We start from the raw sequence: 14,402 nt of genomic DNA, 5'->3' as shown, positions 1-14,402 counted from the left end.
GATCAAGGATGGGTGCTTAGCTCAGTTGGCAGAGCGGCTGCCTTACACGCAGTAGGTCGGCGGTTCGACCCCGTCAGCACCCACCACTTCCGAACAAGGCGAACACAACAGTTCGCCTTTTTTATTGATACCCCAAGCACGTTGAGTTCACCGCATGTTTGATTTTGTTCGTCGCCACACCCGGATCATGCAGTTTCTGCTGTTCCTGCTGATCTTTCCTTCCTTCGTTTTGTTTGGCATCGATGGCTACAACCGCTTTCGCGAAAAAGGCGAAGCTGTGGCGCATGTCAACGGCCAAGAAATCACCCAGTCGGAGTGGGACAACGCACACCGCGCACAAGTTGAGCGCATGCGTGCCAGCATGCCGGGTGTCGATGTCAAACTGTTCGATACGCCCCAAGCCAAGTTCAGCACCTTAGAGCGTTTGGTCCGCGACCGCTTGTTGCAAGTTGCTGCCCAGGAGTTGCGCTTGGGCTCTAGCGATCAGCGTTTGGCCATCGAGTTGCAGCAAAACCCCACCATTGCCGCTTTGCGTCGCGCCGATGGTTCGCTTGACATGGATCGCTACAAACAACTGCTGGGCAGCCAAGGCATGACCCCAGAGACGTTTGAAAATCAGGTGCGTGCCGACTTGGCCGCACGTCAAGTGATGGCCGGTGTGGGAATGACCAGCTTTGCACCTGCTTCTTTGGCGGATGTGACGGTCAATGCTTTCTATGAACAGCGGCAAGTTCAAGTGGCCCGATTTGCTGCGGCCGACTTTGTGTCCAAAGTCAACCCCAGTGATGAGGAGTTACAGGCCTATTACAAATCGCATGCAGAGCTTTTTCAGTCGCCAGAAAGAGCCGATGTGGAGTATGTGGTGCTCGACTTGGCCTCGGTGCAAAAAGGCATTGTGGTGCCTGAGGCCGAACTTAAAAGCTATTTTGAACAAAACCAAACGCGCTTGGCTGCCTTGGAAGAACGCCGTGTCAGCCACATCTTGTTGGCGGCAGACAAATCTGCACCTGCTGCGGAGCGTGACAAAGTGCGCAACAAAGCGCAAGAATTGTTGGCCGTGATTCAACAGTCGCCAGACAAGTTTGCTGAATTGGCTCGTAAAAACTCTCAAGACCCAGGCTCTGCTGCCAAAGGCGGGGACTTGGATTTCTTTGCACGCGGTGCCATGGTCAAGGCCTTTGAAGATGTGGCCTTTGCCTTGAAGAAAGGCGAAACCAGCGCCGTGGTGGAAACGGAGTTTGGCTTTCACATCATTCGCTTGACCGACATCAAGCAGCCCAAAACCAAGAGTTTTGATGAGCAGCGTGCAGGACTTGAAGTTGAGGTTCGTCGCCAGTTGGCGCAACGCAAGTTTGCCGAAGCTGCTGAGCAGTTCACCAACATGGTGTACGAGCAGTCTGACAGTTTGAAGCCTGCGGCTGACCGCTTGAAGTTGGAGGTGTTGACGGCCAAAGGCTTGGCGCGAGAACCGCTGGCCACCACGACGGCACCGTTGAACAACCCCAAGTTGCTGGCGGCTGTCTTTACCAATGATTCGGTTGAGAAAAAACGCAACACCGAGGCGGTTGAAATTGGCCCCAACCAACTGGCTGCCGCTCGCGTCACACAGTACAGCCCCGTGCGCACCATGCCTTTCGACGATGTCAAAGTGCGGGTGCGCCAACAACTGGTGGCTGAACAATCGGCTCAACGAGCCCGACAAGAAGGTTTAGCGAAACTCGCTGAGTGGAAGGCAAACGCAGAGTCTGCCAAGCTGCCTGCTGCCGTGCTGATTTCTCGTGAACAAACCCAGCAACAGCCCTCGGTCTTGATCGAAGCCGCATTGCGGGCAGACGTTCAAAAACTACCGGCATGGGTGGGCGTTGACTTGGGGACCAGTGGATACGCTGTGGTGAAGGTTGAAAAAATTGTGCCGCGTGACGCGGCTGCAGTTCAAAACCGAGACCGTGAGCGCGCCCAATATGCGCAGTGGTGGGCCTCGGCCGAAGGCTTGGCTTATTACGGCATGCTGAAAGAAAAATTCAAGGTAGAGATCAAAACTCCTCGGTTATAATTTCGCCTCTACGGTGGCTGTAGCTCAGTTGGTAGAGTCCAGGATTGTGATTCCTGTTGTCGTGGGTTCGAGCCCCATCAGCCACCCCAATATGCATGCGCCCTAGCGACCTTTTCGGTTTCTAGGGCGTTTTTGTTTCTGATCCGATGTCAGGGCGGGTGTAAGACAGATTGAACCTGAATCAGCCATGTCAAGCGATTTCAGCTGGTGTTCCAATTTGACTCATGTGCCTTCTTGGCGGCGATTCTTGGGTGTTTGCCTCTTAACGCTGACTCAAGAAAATCAATCAACACGGACACACGGTGTGGGATGTAGCGGTTGCTGGGTAGCACCGCATAAATGCCCAGTGGCAAGGGCTCAAACTTCGACAAGACTGCAACCACATTTCCGTTGTCTAAATAGGGTTGAGCCATGAAGTCTGGGGGACGTGTGATGCCTAGACCTTGTGCCGAGGCTTGCAGCAATGCTTCGCCATTGTTAGCTGCTAAGCGTGGGCGAATGGTCACCTTCATATCGCCGTCTTTTGAGCTGTAGCCCCACGAGGTAGATTGAAAGTCTTGCGAGTACACCAAGCACGCGTGCTGTGCCAAATCGCGTGGGTGCTTGGGGTAGCTGTGCTTTGCCAAGTATTGGGGCGACGCCACCGTGAGCAAACGTGACTCACCCAATTTACGCACGATGTCGCCCGGCTCTAAACGGCTGGTGATGCGAATAGACAAATCAATGCCTTCTTCAATCAGCTTACTGCGCCGGTCAGAGAAATCCATCACCAATTCAATGTGCGAATGCGCTTGTGCAAATTCCAGCAGTGCAGGCATGAGGCGTTGCAGACCAAAACTCAAAGGCAGGCCTAAACGGATGCGACCACGCGGTTCCGTTTTTTCTTCGATCAAGCTTGATTCGGCGGCATCCACCATGTTCAAGATGACGCGGCATTTCTCAAGGTAGGCCGAACCAGCCGTGGTGAGGGTGAGACTGCGCGTGCTGCGCGTCATCAGCTTGATGCCCAATTGTTTTTCAAGCGCCGAGATTTGCCGGGTCACGACCGAGCGCGCCACATCCAGTTGGTCAGCCACGGCCGTGAAGCTACCGGTCTCGGCCACGCGCACGAAAAGTTGCATTGCGTTGAGTTTGTCCATTGTTGCTAATTTTGCAACAAATAATTAAAGATTGGGTGCTTTTTCTATTCGTGAATCATTTCTACATTACGTGCTCCAAACCCAATAAATCGTATGCAGACCTTTTGCAATGTCCTCTTTGTGCCGCATGGCGCTCCCACATTTGCCCTGAACCCAGGTGCTGCGGGGGCAGCCATGTCGGAGTTGGTGCAAAAGCTGCCCACCCCGCGTGCGATCGTTGTGTTGAGTCCGCATTGGGTCACCCGCATCCCCACCGTCAGCGTGGCCACGCAGTTGGAAACCATCCACGACTTTGATGGTTTTCCTGAAGCGTTGTACAAAATTCAATACCCAGCCACGGGCTGCCCAGAAGTGGCCAACGAGGTGGCCACTGCGTTGCGCAACGCAGGCATGGAAGTAGACGACAGTAGCCAACACGGCTTAGACCACGGCGCGTGGCAACCCTTGCGTCAAATGTTCCCCGATGCCGATGCGCCCATCGTTCCCTTGTCCATGCAAACACATGCAGGCCCCGAGCACGCGTTTCGCGTAGGCCAAGCCCTGTCGGTGTTGGCGGAGAAAAACATTTGGGTGATTGCCTCCGGCAATATCACGCACAACTTGCGCGACTGGCATGTGGCGGCATCGACCCATGGCCAAACGCCGGCCTATGTGCATCAGTTTGCTGATTGGGTGTTTGAGAAATTAAACGCCCATGATGTGGGTGCCTTGCTCAACTACCGCCAACATTCGGTCGAAGGCCGGCAAGCCCATCCGAGTGAAGACCATTTGTTGCCTTTGTATGTGGCGTTGGGCGCCGCAGGTCCTGGTGCCACCCCTCAAGCTTTTTACCGTGGCGTGAGTGACTACGTCATCGCCATGGATGGCTATGCCTTCGTGCATTAAGGATCCAGATGCGTACGACTTACACCGCCCTTGCCAAACTGTTCCATTGGGGCATGGCGCTTGTGTTTGCAGGCCTCATCGCGTTGGGCTTTGTGATGACCGACATGCCTTTGTCGCCTGAAAAACTGCAGTACTACGCGTGGCACAAATGGGCCGGTGTGAGCGTGTTCGTGCTCGTGTGGCTGCGTTTGCTGTGGCGTGTGCTCAACACCCCGCCTGCTTACCCCCGCACGATGTCGCCGTTGGTCAAGGGTGTAGCGCATTTGGGCCATGCAGCTTTGTACGGTTTGATGATCGTGATTCCTGTCTCGGGCTGGTTGATGAGTTCTGCCAAAGGCGTGCCCACCGTTTGGTTTGGCGTGCTGCCTTTGCCCGATTTGTTGGCGAAAGACAAAGAGTTGGGCCACTTGCTCCAAGAGGTCCATGAGGCGCTTAACTGGGTACTGCTGTTCTTGTTGGCAGGCCATGTGGCCGCCGCCCTGAAGCACCACTGGATTGATCAAGACGATATTTTGAAACGCATGCTGCCCACACGCAGCACACCGAAGGACAACACATGAAACACCACACGACCTTTTTACTCAGCGCCGTGTTAACCATGGCTGTGGCCATGACCGCAAGTGCCGTGGAATACAAGGCTATTCAGGCCGAGAAAAGCAAAGTCACGTTTCAATACAAACAAATGGGCGTGACCATGGAGGGGCACTTCAAGAAGTTTGCAGCCCAGCTCAACTTCGATCCTGCCAAGCCTGCTGCGGCCAAGGCAGACTTTGACATCGACCTCGCCAGTATTGATGCCGGTTCATCCGACGCGGATGACGAAGTGGTCAGTAAAACATGGTTCAACGTCAAAGCTTTTCCCAAAGCCACGTTTGTGGCCAAACAAATCAAAGCTACGGGGGCCAACCAGTTTGACGTGACAGGCGTGCTCACTATTAAGGGCAAAAGCCAAGACGTTAATTTCCCACTCAAGCTGATCGCACAAGGCAGCACCGCCGTGTTCAGTGGCGGTTTCATCATGCGCCGCGCTGACTTTGCCATTGGCGAAGGCCTATGGGCCAAATTTGATGTGGTGGCCAACGACATCCAAGTTAATTTTCAACTCACCGCCATTTCTGGCAAATAACTTTTCAAAAGGAACTTTCAAATGAAATCAATCAAACGCATCGCCGCCGCTTTGGCATTCACTGGCGCATTGGCAGCTGCGGTGGCCGCACCTGTGACCTACGGCGTGGATGGTACGCATACCTTTCCACGTTTCTCGTACTCACACTTTGGTTACTCCACACAATTGAGCAGCTTCAGCAAAACCACTGGCAAAGTGGTGTTTGATGCCGAAGCCAAAAAAGGCTCGGTGGACATCGTCATCGATATGAAATCTGTCAGTACTGGTTTTGCTGACTTCAACGAACACATCCAAGGCGAGGACTTCTTGGATACGGCTAAGTTTCCTCAAGCCGCGTTCAAGTCTACGAAAGTAGTGTTTGAAGGCGACAAGCCACAAAGCATTGAAGGGCAACTCACCATCAAAGGTGTGACCAAGTCAGTGACATTGACGGTTACCAGCTTTCAGGCTATGCCTCACCCCATGGTGAAGAAACCAGCGCTTGGTGCGAATGCATTCACTGTGATCAAACGCAGCGAATTCAACGCCGGTAAATATGCCCCCTATGTGGGTGACGATGTCCGTATTGACATCGCAATTGAAGCCATGGCTCAGTAAGGTCGCATCGTCTTGTTGAGAACAAGAGGAATCTTCGTGCATTGGGATGCGAGGTTTCATTCAGCGCTACGATCAAGCCCTCTTTCTACCCTCAACACCGGTCATGACAGTTAAATTCTCACAACGGCTTTCACGCCTTTCTGCTGGAGATATATCCGCAGTGATTCAGATGGCTTGGGAGGACAGAACATCCTTTGAGACCATCCAAGAGCGTGTTGGATTGTCTGAGTCCGATGTCATTGGCCTCATGCGCCATGAGCTGAGTCCGAGGTCATTTCGGCTATGGCGCATGCGCGTGAAAGGGCGTATCACCAAGCATCGCGCTTTGAGAAGCCCCGAGATGAAATATGAAGACCGTTGGGTGGCCAATCACCGCCGTGCAAATTGCTGACGCAAGGTACTTGGATGATCGCTGTGACGCAATTCCTAAAAGGCGATGGCACCTTGGGTGATCAGCTGTTGTGCCACCCGTTCTCCCAATGCGCTCGCTTGCAAAAGCGCATCGGGTGCTGAAACATCTAGGGTGCATTGTTCTTGTGCGTGAATCAGGGCGGTGGTCTTGAGGTGTGGATCACCCCATGCCGCATGAATGGACAGTGTGCCCATTTCTAAAGTGGCGTGCGCTGCCAGGGGCATCGAGCAACTTCCACCCATGGTGCGGCTGACCCCTCGTTCTGCATACACCCGAACGGCAGTTGGCAGGTGGTTCAAGCGTGACAGTATGTGGGCCAGGTCTGGGCGATTGGCGCAAATTTCTATTCCTATGGCGCCTTGTCCAGCAGCAGGAATCATGGCGTCCAATGAAAAAGCGTGGCGAATCCGCTCTTTCAATCCCAATCTTTTCAAACCGGCACTGGCCAGCACAATTCCGGCATATTGCCCTTCGTCTAATTTGCGCAGTCGGGTGTCTAAGTTGCCTCGCAACGGTTCAATTTTCAGATCGGGCCTTAGCGCTTGAATCAGAACGGTTCTTCTCAAGCTCGATGTGCCGACCACAGCACCTGCAGGTAAGCTTTCGAGGCTTTCGTGATGGGGGGACACCCATGCATCCCGAGGATCTTCTCGCTCGAGAACGCAGGCCAGCGCAAAGCCATCGGGCAGTTCCATGGGCACATCTTTGAGAGAGTGAACAGCAAGGTGCGCTGATCCGTCTTCGAGTGCGACTTCCAGCTCTTTGATGAAGAGGCCTTTGCCCCCAACTTTGCTCAGTGGTTGATCCAATATTTGATCGCCCAAGGTGGTCATGCCCAAAAGTGACACTTCATGGCCTTGCATTTCTAGAAGTGCTTTCACGTGATTGGCTTGCCACAAGGCAAGGCGACTTTCGCGTGTTGCAATGATGAGTTTGGAGGTCATTCGAGCTGTGTTTGGTTAGTTTGATTGTTTCAAGTGTTTGGCAGCATCGATCGCAAAATAAGTCAAGATGCCATCAGCACCCGCGCGTTTGAAGGCCAGCAGGCTTTCCATCATGACCGCATCGTGGTTGAGCCAGCCGTTTTGAGCGGCTGCTTTGAGCATGGCGTATTCCCCAGACACTTGGTAGGCAAATGTAGGGACTCGAAACGCGTCTTTGACACGACGCACGATGTCCAAATAGGGCATGCCTGGTTTGACCATCACCATGTCGGCGCCTTCTGCGATGTCGAGTGCCACCTCGCGCAATGCTTCATCAGAATTACCGGGGTCCATTTGGTATGTTTTTTTGTCGCTTTGCCCTAGGTTGGCAGACGAGCCGACCGCATCTCTGAATGGACCGTAAAAAGAGCTGGCATATTTGGCGCTGTAAGCCATGATGCGTGTGTGAATGAGCCTTTGATCCTCCAGTGCTTGCCGTATGCATCCAATTCGGCCATCCATCATGTCACTGGGGGCGACGATGTCAACGCCTGATCTGGCATGCGTGACGGCTTGTTGCGTCAACACCTCAACCGTCTCGTCATTCAAGACATATCCGTGGTCGTCCAGCAGGCCATCTTGACCATGGCTGGTGTAAGGGTCCAGCGCGATGTCTGTCATGATGCCGAGCGTGGGGAAATGTTTTTTAAGTGTTTCCACTGCGTGAGGAATCAACCCCTTGGGGTTCGTCGCCTCCATGCCATCGGGCGTTTTAAGTTGACTGCTGATGACAGGAAACAAGGCCATGACAGGAATACCTAATGTCACGCATTCCTCGGCCACATGCATCAGCAGATCAAGGCTCAGGCGATCTACCCCAGGCATAGAGGCAACCGACTCACGTCTGTGTTGCCCTTCAAGGAGAAATACCGGATAGATCAAGTCGTTCGCGCTCAACGCGTGTTCGCGAACCAATCTTCTGCTGAAGTCATCCCGGCGCAAACGTCGTGGGCGACTGAGTGGAAAGGGTGTCGTCATGGTTGAATGAATGGAGAGGTTGAAAGCCAACTGTTTGGCTATTCAAAGCCAATCACGCCGCACAATGAAGCGTTGCATCAATTCGTGCTCTGGCGTTCCTGGCTGTGCTTGCTGTTGGTAGGCCCAACTCACCAGGGGCGGCATCGACAGCAAGATCGATTCGGTTCGACCGCCAGACTGCAAACCAAAGTGGGTGCCACGATCCCACACCAAATTGAATTCAACATACCGACCCCGTCGGTAGAGTTGATGTGCACGTTCTCTTTCGCCAAAGGGTGTGTCAATTCTTTTCTCCACGATCGGCACATAAGCTTTCAGAAAAGCATCGCCGACGCTTTGCAAAACAGCAAAACTTTTGTCACTGCCGAGTTCTGAAAAGTCATCGAAAAAAATACCGCCGATTCCGCGTTGCTCGTTGCGATGTTTCAAGCAGAAATAATCATCGCACCACGCTTTGAAGCGCGGGTACAAATGCGCGCCATGAGGTGCGAGCGCATCGTGACAGGTCTGATGAAAGTGGACGGCATCTTCCTCAAATCCGTAATAAGGGGTCAAGTCCATGCCGCCGCCAAACCATGCCACGGTGTCGCCATCCGAGGTTTGGGCCGACAACATCCGCACATTCATGTGCACGGTGGGCACGTAAGGGTTGTGTGGATGAAAGACCAAAGACACGCCCATCGCCTCGAATGGTGCCCCCTCTAGCTCGGGCCTGGCGTGGGTGGCAGAAGGTGGAAGTCGAGGTCCCGTGACATGTGAAAACCCACATCCCGCGCGCTCAAACACATGGCCATTTTCTAGAATTCGGGTGATGCCTTGACCTTGCAACGGCTCGCTGAGGGGTTTTTTCCACTCATCAGACAGAAAGCTGTTCCCATCCATGTGTTCGATGGTTGTTGTGATGCGATCTTGTAATCCGATGAGGTAGTTCTTCACTGAACTTGTGTCCATCAATCACCTTCTTTGACGTGAGTTGTGTTGTTGATTAATCAAATGTCTTGCAAGCTTCGGTGGATTTTTTGTATCACTCGCCAGCAGACAAACAAAACGACAGGGGTGCTAAACCCCGCCAAAATTTCAGGCGACACATTCACCCCTGACGCCTGCAAAGCTTTGCCAATGTACAAGGTCAAGCTGACCACGTAGTAGGAGATGGCCGCAATCGACAGGCCTTCCACGGTGGTTTGAAGTCTCAACTGCATGGCTTGGCCTTTGGTGAGCTTTTCCAGCAGTTGTTGGTTGTAGTTTTCGCTGGCAATGTCCACCCGTGTGCGCAACAGGTCGCTGGCGCGTGCCACGCGTTCGGCAAGCGCAGACAGCCGCAAAGAGGTGGCATTGACGGTTGCCATCGCAGGGGCCAAGCGTCGCTGCATGAATTCACCGACTGTCTGGATGCCTGACAGTGGTTGCTCGCGCATTTCCGCGATGCGTTGTTGAACAATGGCATCGTAGGCCCGAGCGGCAGAGAACCGGAAACTGTTTTCAGCCGTGGTACTTTCGACTTGTGCGGCCAAGGCCGCTAGATCGTCAAGCAACAGCTCGTCCTTGTTCATTTTTTTCTCAAGCCGATCGTTGATTTCGACCAGTCTCAATTCACTTTGTGTGAGCTTTGCAGCCAAGGATTTCGCCAGCGGCAAACTGAGCAATGACATGATCCGGTAGGTTTCCAGTTCAAGCAGTCGTTGCGCAATACGCCCAGAGCGGTTTTCGGATGTGTCCGGCGCTGCCAAAACCAAGAGGCGTTCAAACCCATCGCTTCCAACGCGCAGGGTGGTCATCAAATGTGAATGCGATTGGTGATCCGATGCGCGTCCCATCTTGGACCCAATCACCGTGCCTTCTCCCAGCCACAGCCTGGCTTTGGCAAATGCATCCGGATCTTGCATGCCTTCATTGAGCATGGTGAGATGAATGGCGGTGATGGTCTCGCCGGGGATGTCGCTCAACCACTGAGGGCCCGTTGCGACAGAGGGTGTGAGCTCTGGCAGCTGGCAGCCCCACTGCGCGTGCGCTGGAAGTGACTGAAAAATCGTGTAACGGGTGAATTCAGTGTGTCGTTCCCAGATGACTTTGTAACCATCGCACTGGAGTTGTAAAAAGCTGCTCTTGACCCCATCGGAAGGCAGGTCCTGCTTGAGCGCCAGTTTTTGCAGATGAGCCAATTCCGACTCTTTGCTCACATCTTTGTTCAAGACGGCGACGTAAACAATCAGGGCCGGTAATTTGAAGGTCGCTGATGGTCGGGTATGGATTTCGTTGTGCAGCACAATGCGTTGCGCATCGTCAGCTGGCAAATACCTGGTCAATGTCTGGTTCATACCCGTACCCATGGAGAGCGCCAGAAATTAGGCGTCAACTTGCGTTGACGGTATCACATGTTCCCAATGTGTTACAACTGGGGTTGGCCCGCAGCTGGGTCAGCTGTACGGGCCATCGATGCAAACCAACCTGCTTTGTCCGCTGCTTGAACCGCTTGAGCGGTGAATCAGGCGGCGGCAAGGCTGGGCTGGGCAAGCTGAGAGGCTGCGTGGCTGAAATGGTGTTGGACTTGTGCCACATCATCGGCGTCCAAGGTTGGCGGTTTCTCAATGGCCGCGCAATCGACCCATTGGCCGAGTTGTTGGTAAAAAATAGCGGCCATCTGAGCCGATGCGCCGTACACGCTGAATTGTTTGCCCGCTGCCGTGACGCGCAAGGTATAGCCGTATTTGCCTTTGAGGCACGCCCCGTGAGAGAGTTGGCCCACATGAAGTGCGTGAACTTGGCCGCCATTTTCTTGCTCGCTGATGAGCAAATGCTGGTCCGTGAGCAACCACAAGCCTCGTCCTGCCATGGCAACGCGGCCCAACACATAAGCTCGAACTTGTTCGGCGGGTTGAAGATGCTTCTTCATTTGGTCCACGTCCGTGGGTTTGAGCAAGCTGGCACCGTAGGGGTTGTGACCCTCGATCAAAAGCTCTGTCAGTTCGTCGCCATTTTTCAAGAAATCAAGCCATGCCATCGTTAACTCCTGTGCGTGTGTTGCGTTAGTTCGGTTTACCCACTATTTTGCATGGTCTCGAAGCACTCCCGTACCAAGGGGGTATTGGTCATCCACACCCGCCTAAAAGCGCTGGCTTGGCCTGAGGTGTCGTGGTCCTGGTATCCATGCTGACCCATCGTGCGGTTGTAAGATGACCTTCCAGATGCCCGTGAGGCATCTTTCTTTTTCGACTCCACTCCTGCTTGTTTGTCCATGGCTGCATCTGCTAAATCTCTCTCAGGTCTCGCACCATTTTTGAAGCCTTACCGCATGCCCTTGTTGGTTGCGGCTTTATTTTTGCTATTGGCTGCTGGGACCACATTGGCCTTTCCATGGGTGTTGCGCCAGTTGATTGACCAAGGGCTGTCCGCCGGTGCCTCGGCAGAGCAGTTGTCGGGTAACTTTTTGCAACTGTTTGCCATATCGGCTGCGTTGGCGTTGTTTTCCTCGGGGCGCTATTACACGGTGAGCTGGTTGGGCGAGCGCATCACCGGTGACTTGCGCAACGCTGTGTACGGTCATGTGCTCAAGCAAAGCCCGGCTTTTTTCGAAACCACGCAATCGGGCGAAGTACTCTCACGTTTGACCAACGACACGACCTTGGTGCAAACCGTTGTGGGTTCGTCGTTCTCTATGGGGCTGCGCAATTTGGTGATGGGTGCCGGCGCGTTGTTGATGCTGGTTTGGACCAACCCGATCCTCATGCTAGAGGTGGTCATGGTGTTGGTGGCCGTGATTTATCCCAGTGTTTACTTGGGACGCCGGGTGAGGCGCTTGTCGCGGGCCAGCCAAGACCGGGTCGCTGACTCCAGCGCGATTGCCTCTGAAGTGCTGAACGCCATCTCCGTGGTGCAAAGCTACACCGCAGAAGGCCGCGAAACACGCCGGTTCGTCGACTCGACTGCACGTGCCTTGGGTACAGCACTGGGGCGAATTCGAGCACGTGCTGTGTTGGTGGGATTCATCATCATGGCCTCCAGCGCCGTGTTGTTGTGGGGCTTGTACATGGGCACCTTGGCCGTTCGGGCCGGCACCAGCACAGCGGGACAGCTGGGAGAAACCGTCCTGTATGTCATCTTGTTGGCCAGCGCTTTTGCCGTGTTGGGCGAAGTGTATGGTGACATGTTGCGTGCAGCAGGGGCCACAGAGCGCTTGATGGAGTTGCTGCACACCGAGTCGAGCCTGAAAACAGCCACTCAACCACAACAAGCCCCCTGGCCCGAAGGTGGTTCCAATTTGCAGCTTGAGGCGCTGGCGTTTCATTACCCTTCGCGACCTGATACATGGGCCATTGATCAACTCAGTGGACACATCCGGGCAGGCCAGACCGTGGCCGTGGTGGGCCCAAGTGGCGCTGGAAAAACCACGTTGTTTGATTTGCTGATGCGCTTTCACGACCCGCAGACGGGGCAAATCGTGTTGGACGGCGTGCCCATTGTGAACATGAGTCTGCATGACTTGCGCGAACGCATCGCCATCGTCCCGCAAGAGCCGGTCATTTTTTCGGGCACGGTGCTTGAAAATATCCGCTACGGTAGACCAGACGCCAGCTTGCAAGAGGTGCAAGCTGCAGCACAAGCCGCCTACGCGCAAGAATTCATCCATGAGCTGCCTGAGGGCTTTGACACGTACCTGGGCGACCGGGGCGTGCGTTTGTCAGGTGGACAGCGCCAGCGCATTGCAATTGCCCGCGCTATTTTGAAAAACCCACCCTTGTTGTTGCTGGACGAAGCCACCAGCGCGCTGGATGCGCAAAGTGAAAAGATGGTTCAAGCTGCACTGGACAAAGCCATGGTGGGGCGCACCACGCTCGTCATTGCCCACCGATTGGCCACGGTGCAACGCGCAGACGTGATTTGGGTGCTTGACCGTGGGCGTTTGATCGAGCAGGGCAGCCATGCTCAATTGCAAGACAAAGGCGGGCTCTATGCCAGCCTCGCGGCGCTTCAGTTCAATACCGCTACTTGACCTTGGCGGGGTCTTCACCGTTCGCTGTCTCGGTCGCCGCTTGGGCTTGTTCTCGCATCCGCTGCTGGCGGGTTTGTTCCTGCGCTTTGCGCACATCGTGCATTTGCCAAAAAGCAAACACAAATACCAATCCAAAGATTCCCAGCTCCAGCCAAATGCCCATGTCAAACCTCCTGTTGGCCACCTTTTAAATCAGCGACAGCCTCAGATCAGCGCTTGCCTCAGTGTCAACGACAGTTGACAGAGCAAAGAATAACGTTATATTGACACTCATGTCTGTCAGTTTGAATTGACAGGCCTTCCTTTTTGGAGGTCCCATGAGTCTGTTGTTACGTGCTGAGCAAGCATTAAGCCACCATTTTGACCAAGCTGTAGGCATTGGCGCGCCCCCGCGATTGGTTGCCGCCATGCGACACGCGGTTTTTTCAGGCGGGGCCCGCATCCGTCCCCAACTGTGCATGGCGGTGGCCGCAGCCTGCGGCGACGATGCGCCTGAGTTGACCAATGCCGCGGCCGTGTCTCTCGAGTTGATGCATTGCGCATCACTGGTGCACGACGACATGCCTGCATTTGACAACGCCGACACCCGGCGTGGTCGCCCTTCGGTCCACAAGGCCTTCAGCGAACCGCTGGCGTTGTTGGCTGGGGACGGATTGATCGTCATGGCCTACCGGGTGATGCTGCAAGCCGGGGCCAAGCACAGCGAACGACTGTTGGCCTTGATGGATAACCTGACTCAGGGTGTCGGCTTGCCCCACGGCATCGTGGCCGGTCAGGCTTGGGAGTGTGAAACCAGTGCCAATCTGGGGCAGTACCAACGCGCCAAGACCGGCGCGCTTTTCATTTCAGCCACTTGCGCGGGGGCGCTCAGCTGCGGCCATGGGCCTGAGCCCTGGGCCTCATTGGGGGCGTATTTGGGCGAGGCCTATCAGGTGGCAGACGACATCCGCGATGTCATCGCAGATGCTGCGAGTTTGGGTAAGCCCGTTGGGCAAGATGCGCTGCATGCGCGACCCAGCTCGGCGCAAGCCCTTGGCTTGGAGGGGGCGATCGCGCATTTTGATCACTTGGTTGAGCAAGCTGCCTCATCGGTTCCGGCCTGTTCACACCGTGACATGTTGCGCCAGTTGGTGCAGCACGAAGCCGAGCGATTGGTGCCCAAGGCGCTGTGCGAGGGCTATTTCAAAGCCCATGCGAATTCGATCCCTGGCCGCGTCAGCACGCCGCATTGAGCGCAGA

The 14,402-nt window shown here is 54.6% G+C and carries 15 protein-coding genes and 2 tRNA genes; 10 read left to right on the top strand and 7 right to left on the bottom strand.

Annotated elements, in window-relative coordinates; translation table 11 throughout:
* The first annotated feature begins 10 nt into the window (after nt 1–10).
* The 3 genes from ACKWJN_RS07335 to ACKWJN_RS07325 all read left to right on the top strand — a co-directional run bounded on the left by ACKWJN_RS07335 (nt 11) and on the right by ACKWJN_RS07325 (nt 2,142).
* A tRNA-Val gene (locus tag ACKWJN_RS07335) sits at nt 11–86 on the top strand.
* A 68-nt stretch (nt 87–154) separates the two neighbouring features.
* Nucleotides 155–2,053, top strand: coding sequence for a SurA N-terminal domain-containing protein (locus tag ACKWJN_RS07330; protein WP_408595694.1), 1,899 nt, complete (start codon nt 155–157; stop codon nt 2,051–2,053).
* 13 nt (nt 2,054–2,066) lie between these two features.
* Nucleotides 2,067–2,142, top strand: a tRNA-His gene (locus ACKWJN_RS07325).
* A 111-nt stretch (nt 2,143–2,253) separates the two neighbouring features.
* On the opposite strand, the gene ACKWJN_RS07320 is transcribed toward ACKWJN_RS07325, so the two are convergent.
* A complete protein-coding gene (locus ACKWJN_RS07320; RefSeq protein ID WP_408595693.1) occupies nt 2,254–3,174 on the bottom strand; it encodes a LysR family transcriptional regulator in 921 nt (306 codons plus the stop codon).
* Nucleotides 3,175–3,285: 111 nt separating this feature from the next.
* On the opposite strand from ACKWJN_RS07320, the gene ACKWJN_RS07315 reads away from it, so the two are divergent.
* The 5 genes from ACKWJN_RS07315 to ACKWJN_RS07295 are packed head-to-tail and all read left to right on the top strand — an operon-like array spanning nt 3,286 to nt 6,191.
* Entirely contained in the window at nt 3,286–4,077 is a 792-nt protein-coding gene (locus tag ACKWJN_RS07315; protein WP_408595692.1) for a DODA-type extradiol aromatic ring-opening family dioxygenase, read from the top strand.
* An 8-nt stretch (nt 4,078–4,085) separates the two neighbouring features.
* Entirely contained in the window at nt 4,086–4,637 is a 552-nt protein-coding gene (locus tag ACKWJN_RS07310) for a cytochrome b (protein WP_408595691.1), read from the top strand.
* A complete protein-coding gene (locus ACKWJN_RS07305) occupies nt 4,634–5,203 on the top strand; it encodes a YceI family protein (protein ID WP_408595690.1) in 570 nt (189 codons plus the stop codon). Before ACKWJN_RS07310 ends, ACKWJN_RS07305 begins: the two co-directional genes overlap by 4 nt.
* Before the next feature lie 21 nt (nt 5,204–5,224).
* Entirely contained in the window at nt 5,225–5,800 is a 576-nt protein-coding gene (locus tag ACKWJN_RS07300; protein WP_408595689.1) for a YceI family protein, read from the top strand.
* A 46-nt stretch (nt 5,801–5,846) separates the two neighbouring features.
* A complete protein-coding gene (locus ACKWJN_RS07295; protein WP_408595688.1) occupies nt 5,847–6,191 on the top strand; it encodes a TIGR03643 family protein in 345 nt (114 codons plus the stop codon).
* A gap of 35 nt (nt 6,192–6,226) precedes the next feature.
* On the opposite strand, the gene hemC is transcribed toward ACKWJN_RS07295, so the two are convergent.
* From hemC to ACKWJN_RS07270, 5 genes are all read right to left on the bottom strand, one after another.
* On the bottom strand, nt 6,227–7,156 hold the full coding sequence (gene hemC / locus ACKWJN_RS07290) for a hydroxymethylbilane synthase (protein ID WP_408595687.1): 930 nt from the start codon (nt 7,154–7,156) through the stop codon (nt 6,227–6,229).
* A gap of 15 nt (nt 7,157–7,171) precedes the next feature.
* Complete coding sequence (gene hemB / locus ACKWJN_RS07285; protein ID WP_408595686.1) at nt 7,172–8,173, bottom strand: porphobilinogen synthase; 1,002 nt, start codon at nt 8,171–8,173, stop codon at nt 7,172–7,174.
* Nucleotides 8,174–8,215: 42 nt separating this feature from the next.
* Nucleotides 8,216–9,124, bottom strand: coding sequence for an oxygen-dependent coproporphyrinogen oxidase (hemF, locus tag ACKWJN_RS07280; protein ID WP_408595685.1), 909 nt, complete (start codon nt 9,122–9,124; stop codon nt 8,216–8,218).
* A gap of 38 nt (nt 9,125–9,162) precedes the next feature.
* Entirely contained in the window at nt 9,163–10,491 is a 1,329-nt protein-coding gene (locus ACKWJN_RS07275; RefSeq protein ID WP_408595684.1) for a DUF3422 family protein, read from the bottom strand.
* 167 nt (nt 10,492–10,658) lie between these two features.
* Nucleotides 10,659–11,174, bottom strand: a complete 516-nt coding sequence (locus tag ACKWJN_RS07270; RefSeq protein WP_408595683.1) for a hypothetical protein — start codon at nt 11,172–11,174, stop codon at nt 10,659–10,661.
* Nucleotides 11,175–11,408: 234 nt separating this feature from the next.
* On the opposite strand from ACKWJN_RS07270, the gene ACKWJN_RS07265 reads away from it, so the two are divergent.
* Nucleotides 11,409–13,163 carry an ABC transporter transmembrane domain-containing protein gene (locus tag ACKWJN_RS07265; RefSeq protein ID WP_408595682.1) on the top strand — a complete coding sequence of 585 codons (1,755 nt, stop codon included), beginning with the start codon at nt 11,409–11,411 and terminating at the stop codon, nt 13,161–13,163.
* Here ACKWJN_RS07265 and ACKWJN_RS07260 read toward each other — a convergent pair.
* The gene (locus tag ACKWJN_RS07260; RefSeq protein ID WP_408595681.1) at nt 13,156–13,326 is read right to left on the bottom strand and encodes a hypothetical protein; all 171 of its coding nucleotides are present in this window, start codon (nt 13,324–13,326) and stop codon (nt 13,156–13,158) included. The genes ACKWJN_RS07265 and ACKWJN_RS07260 overlap by 8 nt on opposite strands.
* A gap of 154 nt (nt 13,327–13,480) precedes the next feature.
* On the opposite strand from ACKWJN_RS07260, the gene ACKWJN_RS07255 reads away from it, so the two are divergent.
* On the top strand, nt 13,481–14,395 hold the full coding sequence (locus tag ACKWJN_RS07255) for a polyprenyl synthetase family protein (RefSeq protein WP_408595680.1): 915 nt from the start codon (nt 13,481–13,483) through the stop codon (nt 14,393–14,395).
* Nucleotides 14,396–14,402 lie beyond the last annotated feature (7 nt).

The sequence above is a fragment of the Limnohabitans sp. genome, assembly GCF_046052825.1.
In the GTDB taxonomy this organism is placed as follows: domain Bacteria; phylum Pseudomonadota; class Gammaproteobacteria; order Burkholderiales; family Burkholderiaceae_C; genus Limnohabitans.
Note: the sequence above shows the minus strand (reverse complement) of the source record. Positions and strands in the feature narration are given on the sequence as shown.

Coding starts and splice junctions, on each gene's coding strand:
- ACKWJN_RS07330 (WP_408595694.1), top strand. CDS start 155: ATGTTTGATTTTGTTCGTCGCCACACCCGGATCATGCAGTTTCTGCTG.
- ACKWJN_RS07320 (WP_408595693.1), bottom strand. CDS start 3,174: ATGCAACTTTTCGTGCGCGTGGCCGAGACCGGTAGCTTCACGGCCGTG.
- ACKWJN_RS07315 (WP_408595692.1), top strand. CDS start 3,286: ATGCAGACCTTTTGCAATGTCCTCTTTGTGCCGCATGGCGCTCCCACA.
- ACKWJN_RS07310 (WP_408595691.1), top strand. CDS start 4,086: ATGCGTACGACTTACACCGCCCTTGCCAAACTGTTCCATTGGGGCATG.
- ACKWJN_RS07305 (WP_408595690.1), top strand. CDS start 4,634: ATGAAACACCACACGACCTTTTTACTCAGCGCCGTGTTAACCATGGCT.
- ACKWJN_RS07300 (WP_408595689.1), top strand. CDS start 5,225: ATGAAATCAATCAAACGCATCGCCGCCGCTTTGGCATTCACTGGCGCA.
- ACKWJN_RS07295 (WP_408595688.1), top strand. CDS start 5,847: ATGCGAGGTTTCATTCAGCGCTACGATCAAGCCCTCTTTCTACCCTCA.
- hemC (WP_408595687.1), bottom strand. CDS start 7,156: ATGACCTCCAAACTCATCATTGCAACACGCGAAAGTCGCCTTGCCTTG.
- hemB (WP_408595686.1), bottom strand. CDS start 8,173: ATGACGACACCCTTTCCACTCAGTCGCCCACGACGTTTGCGCCGGGAT.
- hemF (WP_408595685.1), bottom strand. CDS start 9,124: ATGGACACAAGTTCAGTGAAGAACTACCTCATCGGATTACAAGATCGC.
- ACKWJN_RS07275 (WP_408595684.1), bottom strand. CDS start 10,491: ATGAACCAGACATTGACCAGGTATTTGCCAGCTGACGATGCGCAACGC.
- ACKWJN_RS07270 (WP_408595683.1), bottom strand. CDS start 11,174: ATGGCATGGCTTGATTTCTTGAAAAATGGCGACGAACTGACAGAGCTT.
- ACKWJN_RS07265 (WP_408595682.1), top strand. CDS start 11,409: ATGGCTGCATCTGCTAAATCTCTCTCAGGTCTCGCACCATTTTTGAAG.
- ACKWJN_RS07260 (WP_408595681.1), bottom strand. CDS start 13,326: ATGGGCATTTGGCTGGAGCTGGGAATCTTTGGATTGGTATTTGTGTTT.
- ACKWJN_RS07255 (WP_408595680.1), top strand. CDS start 13,481: ATGAGTCTGTTGTTACGTGCTGAGCAAGCATTAAGCCACCATTTTGAC.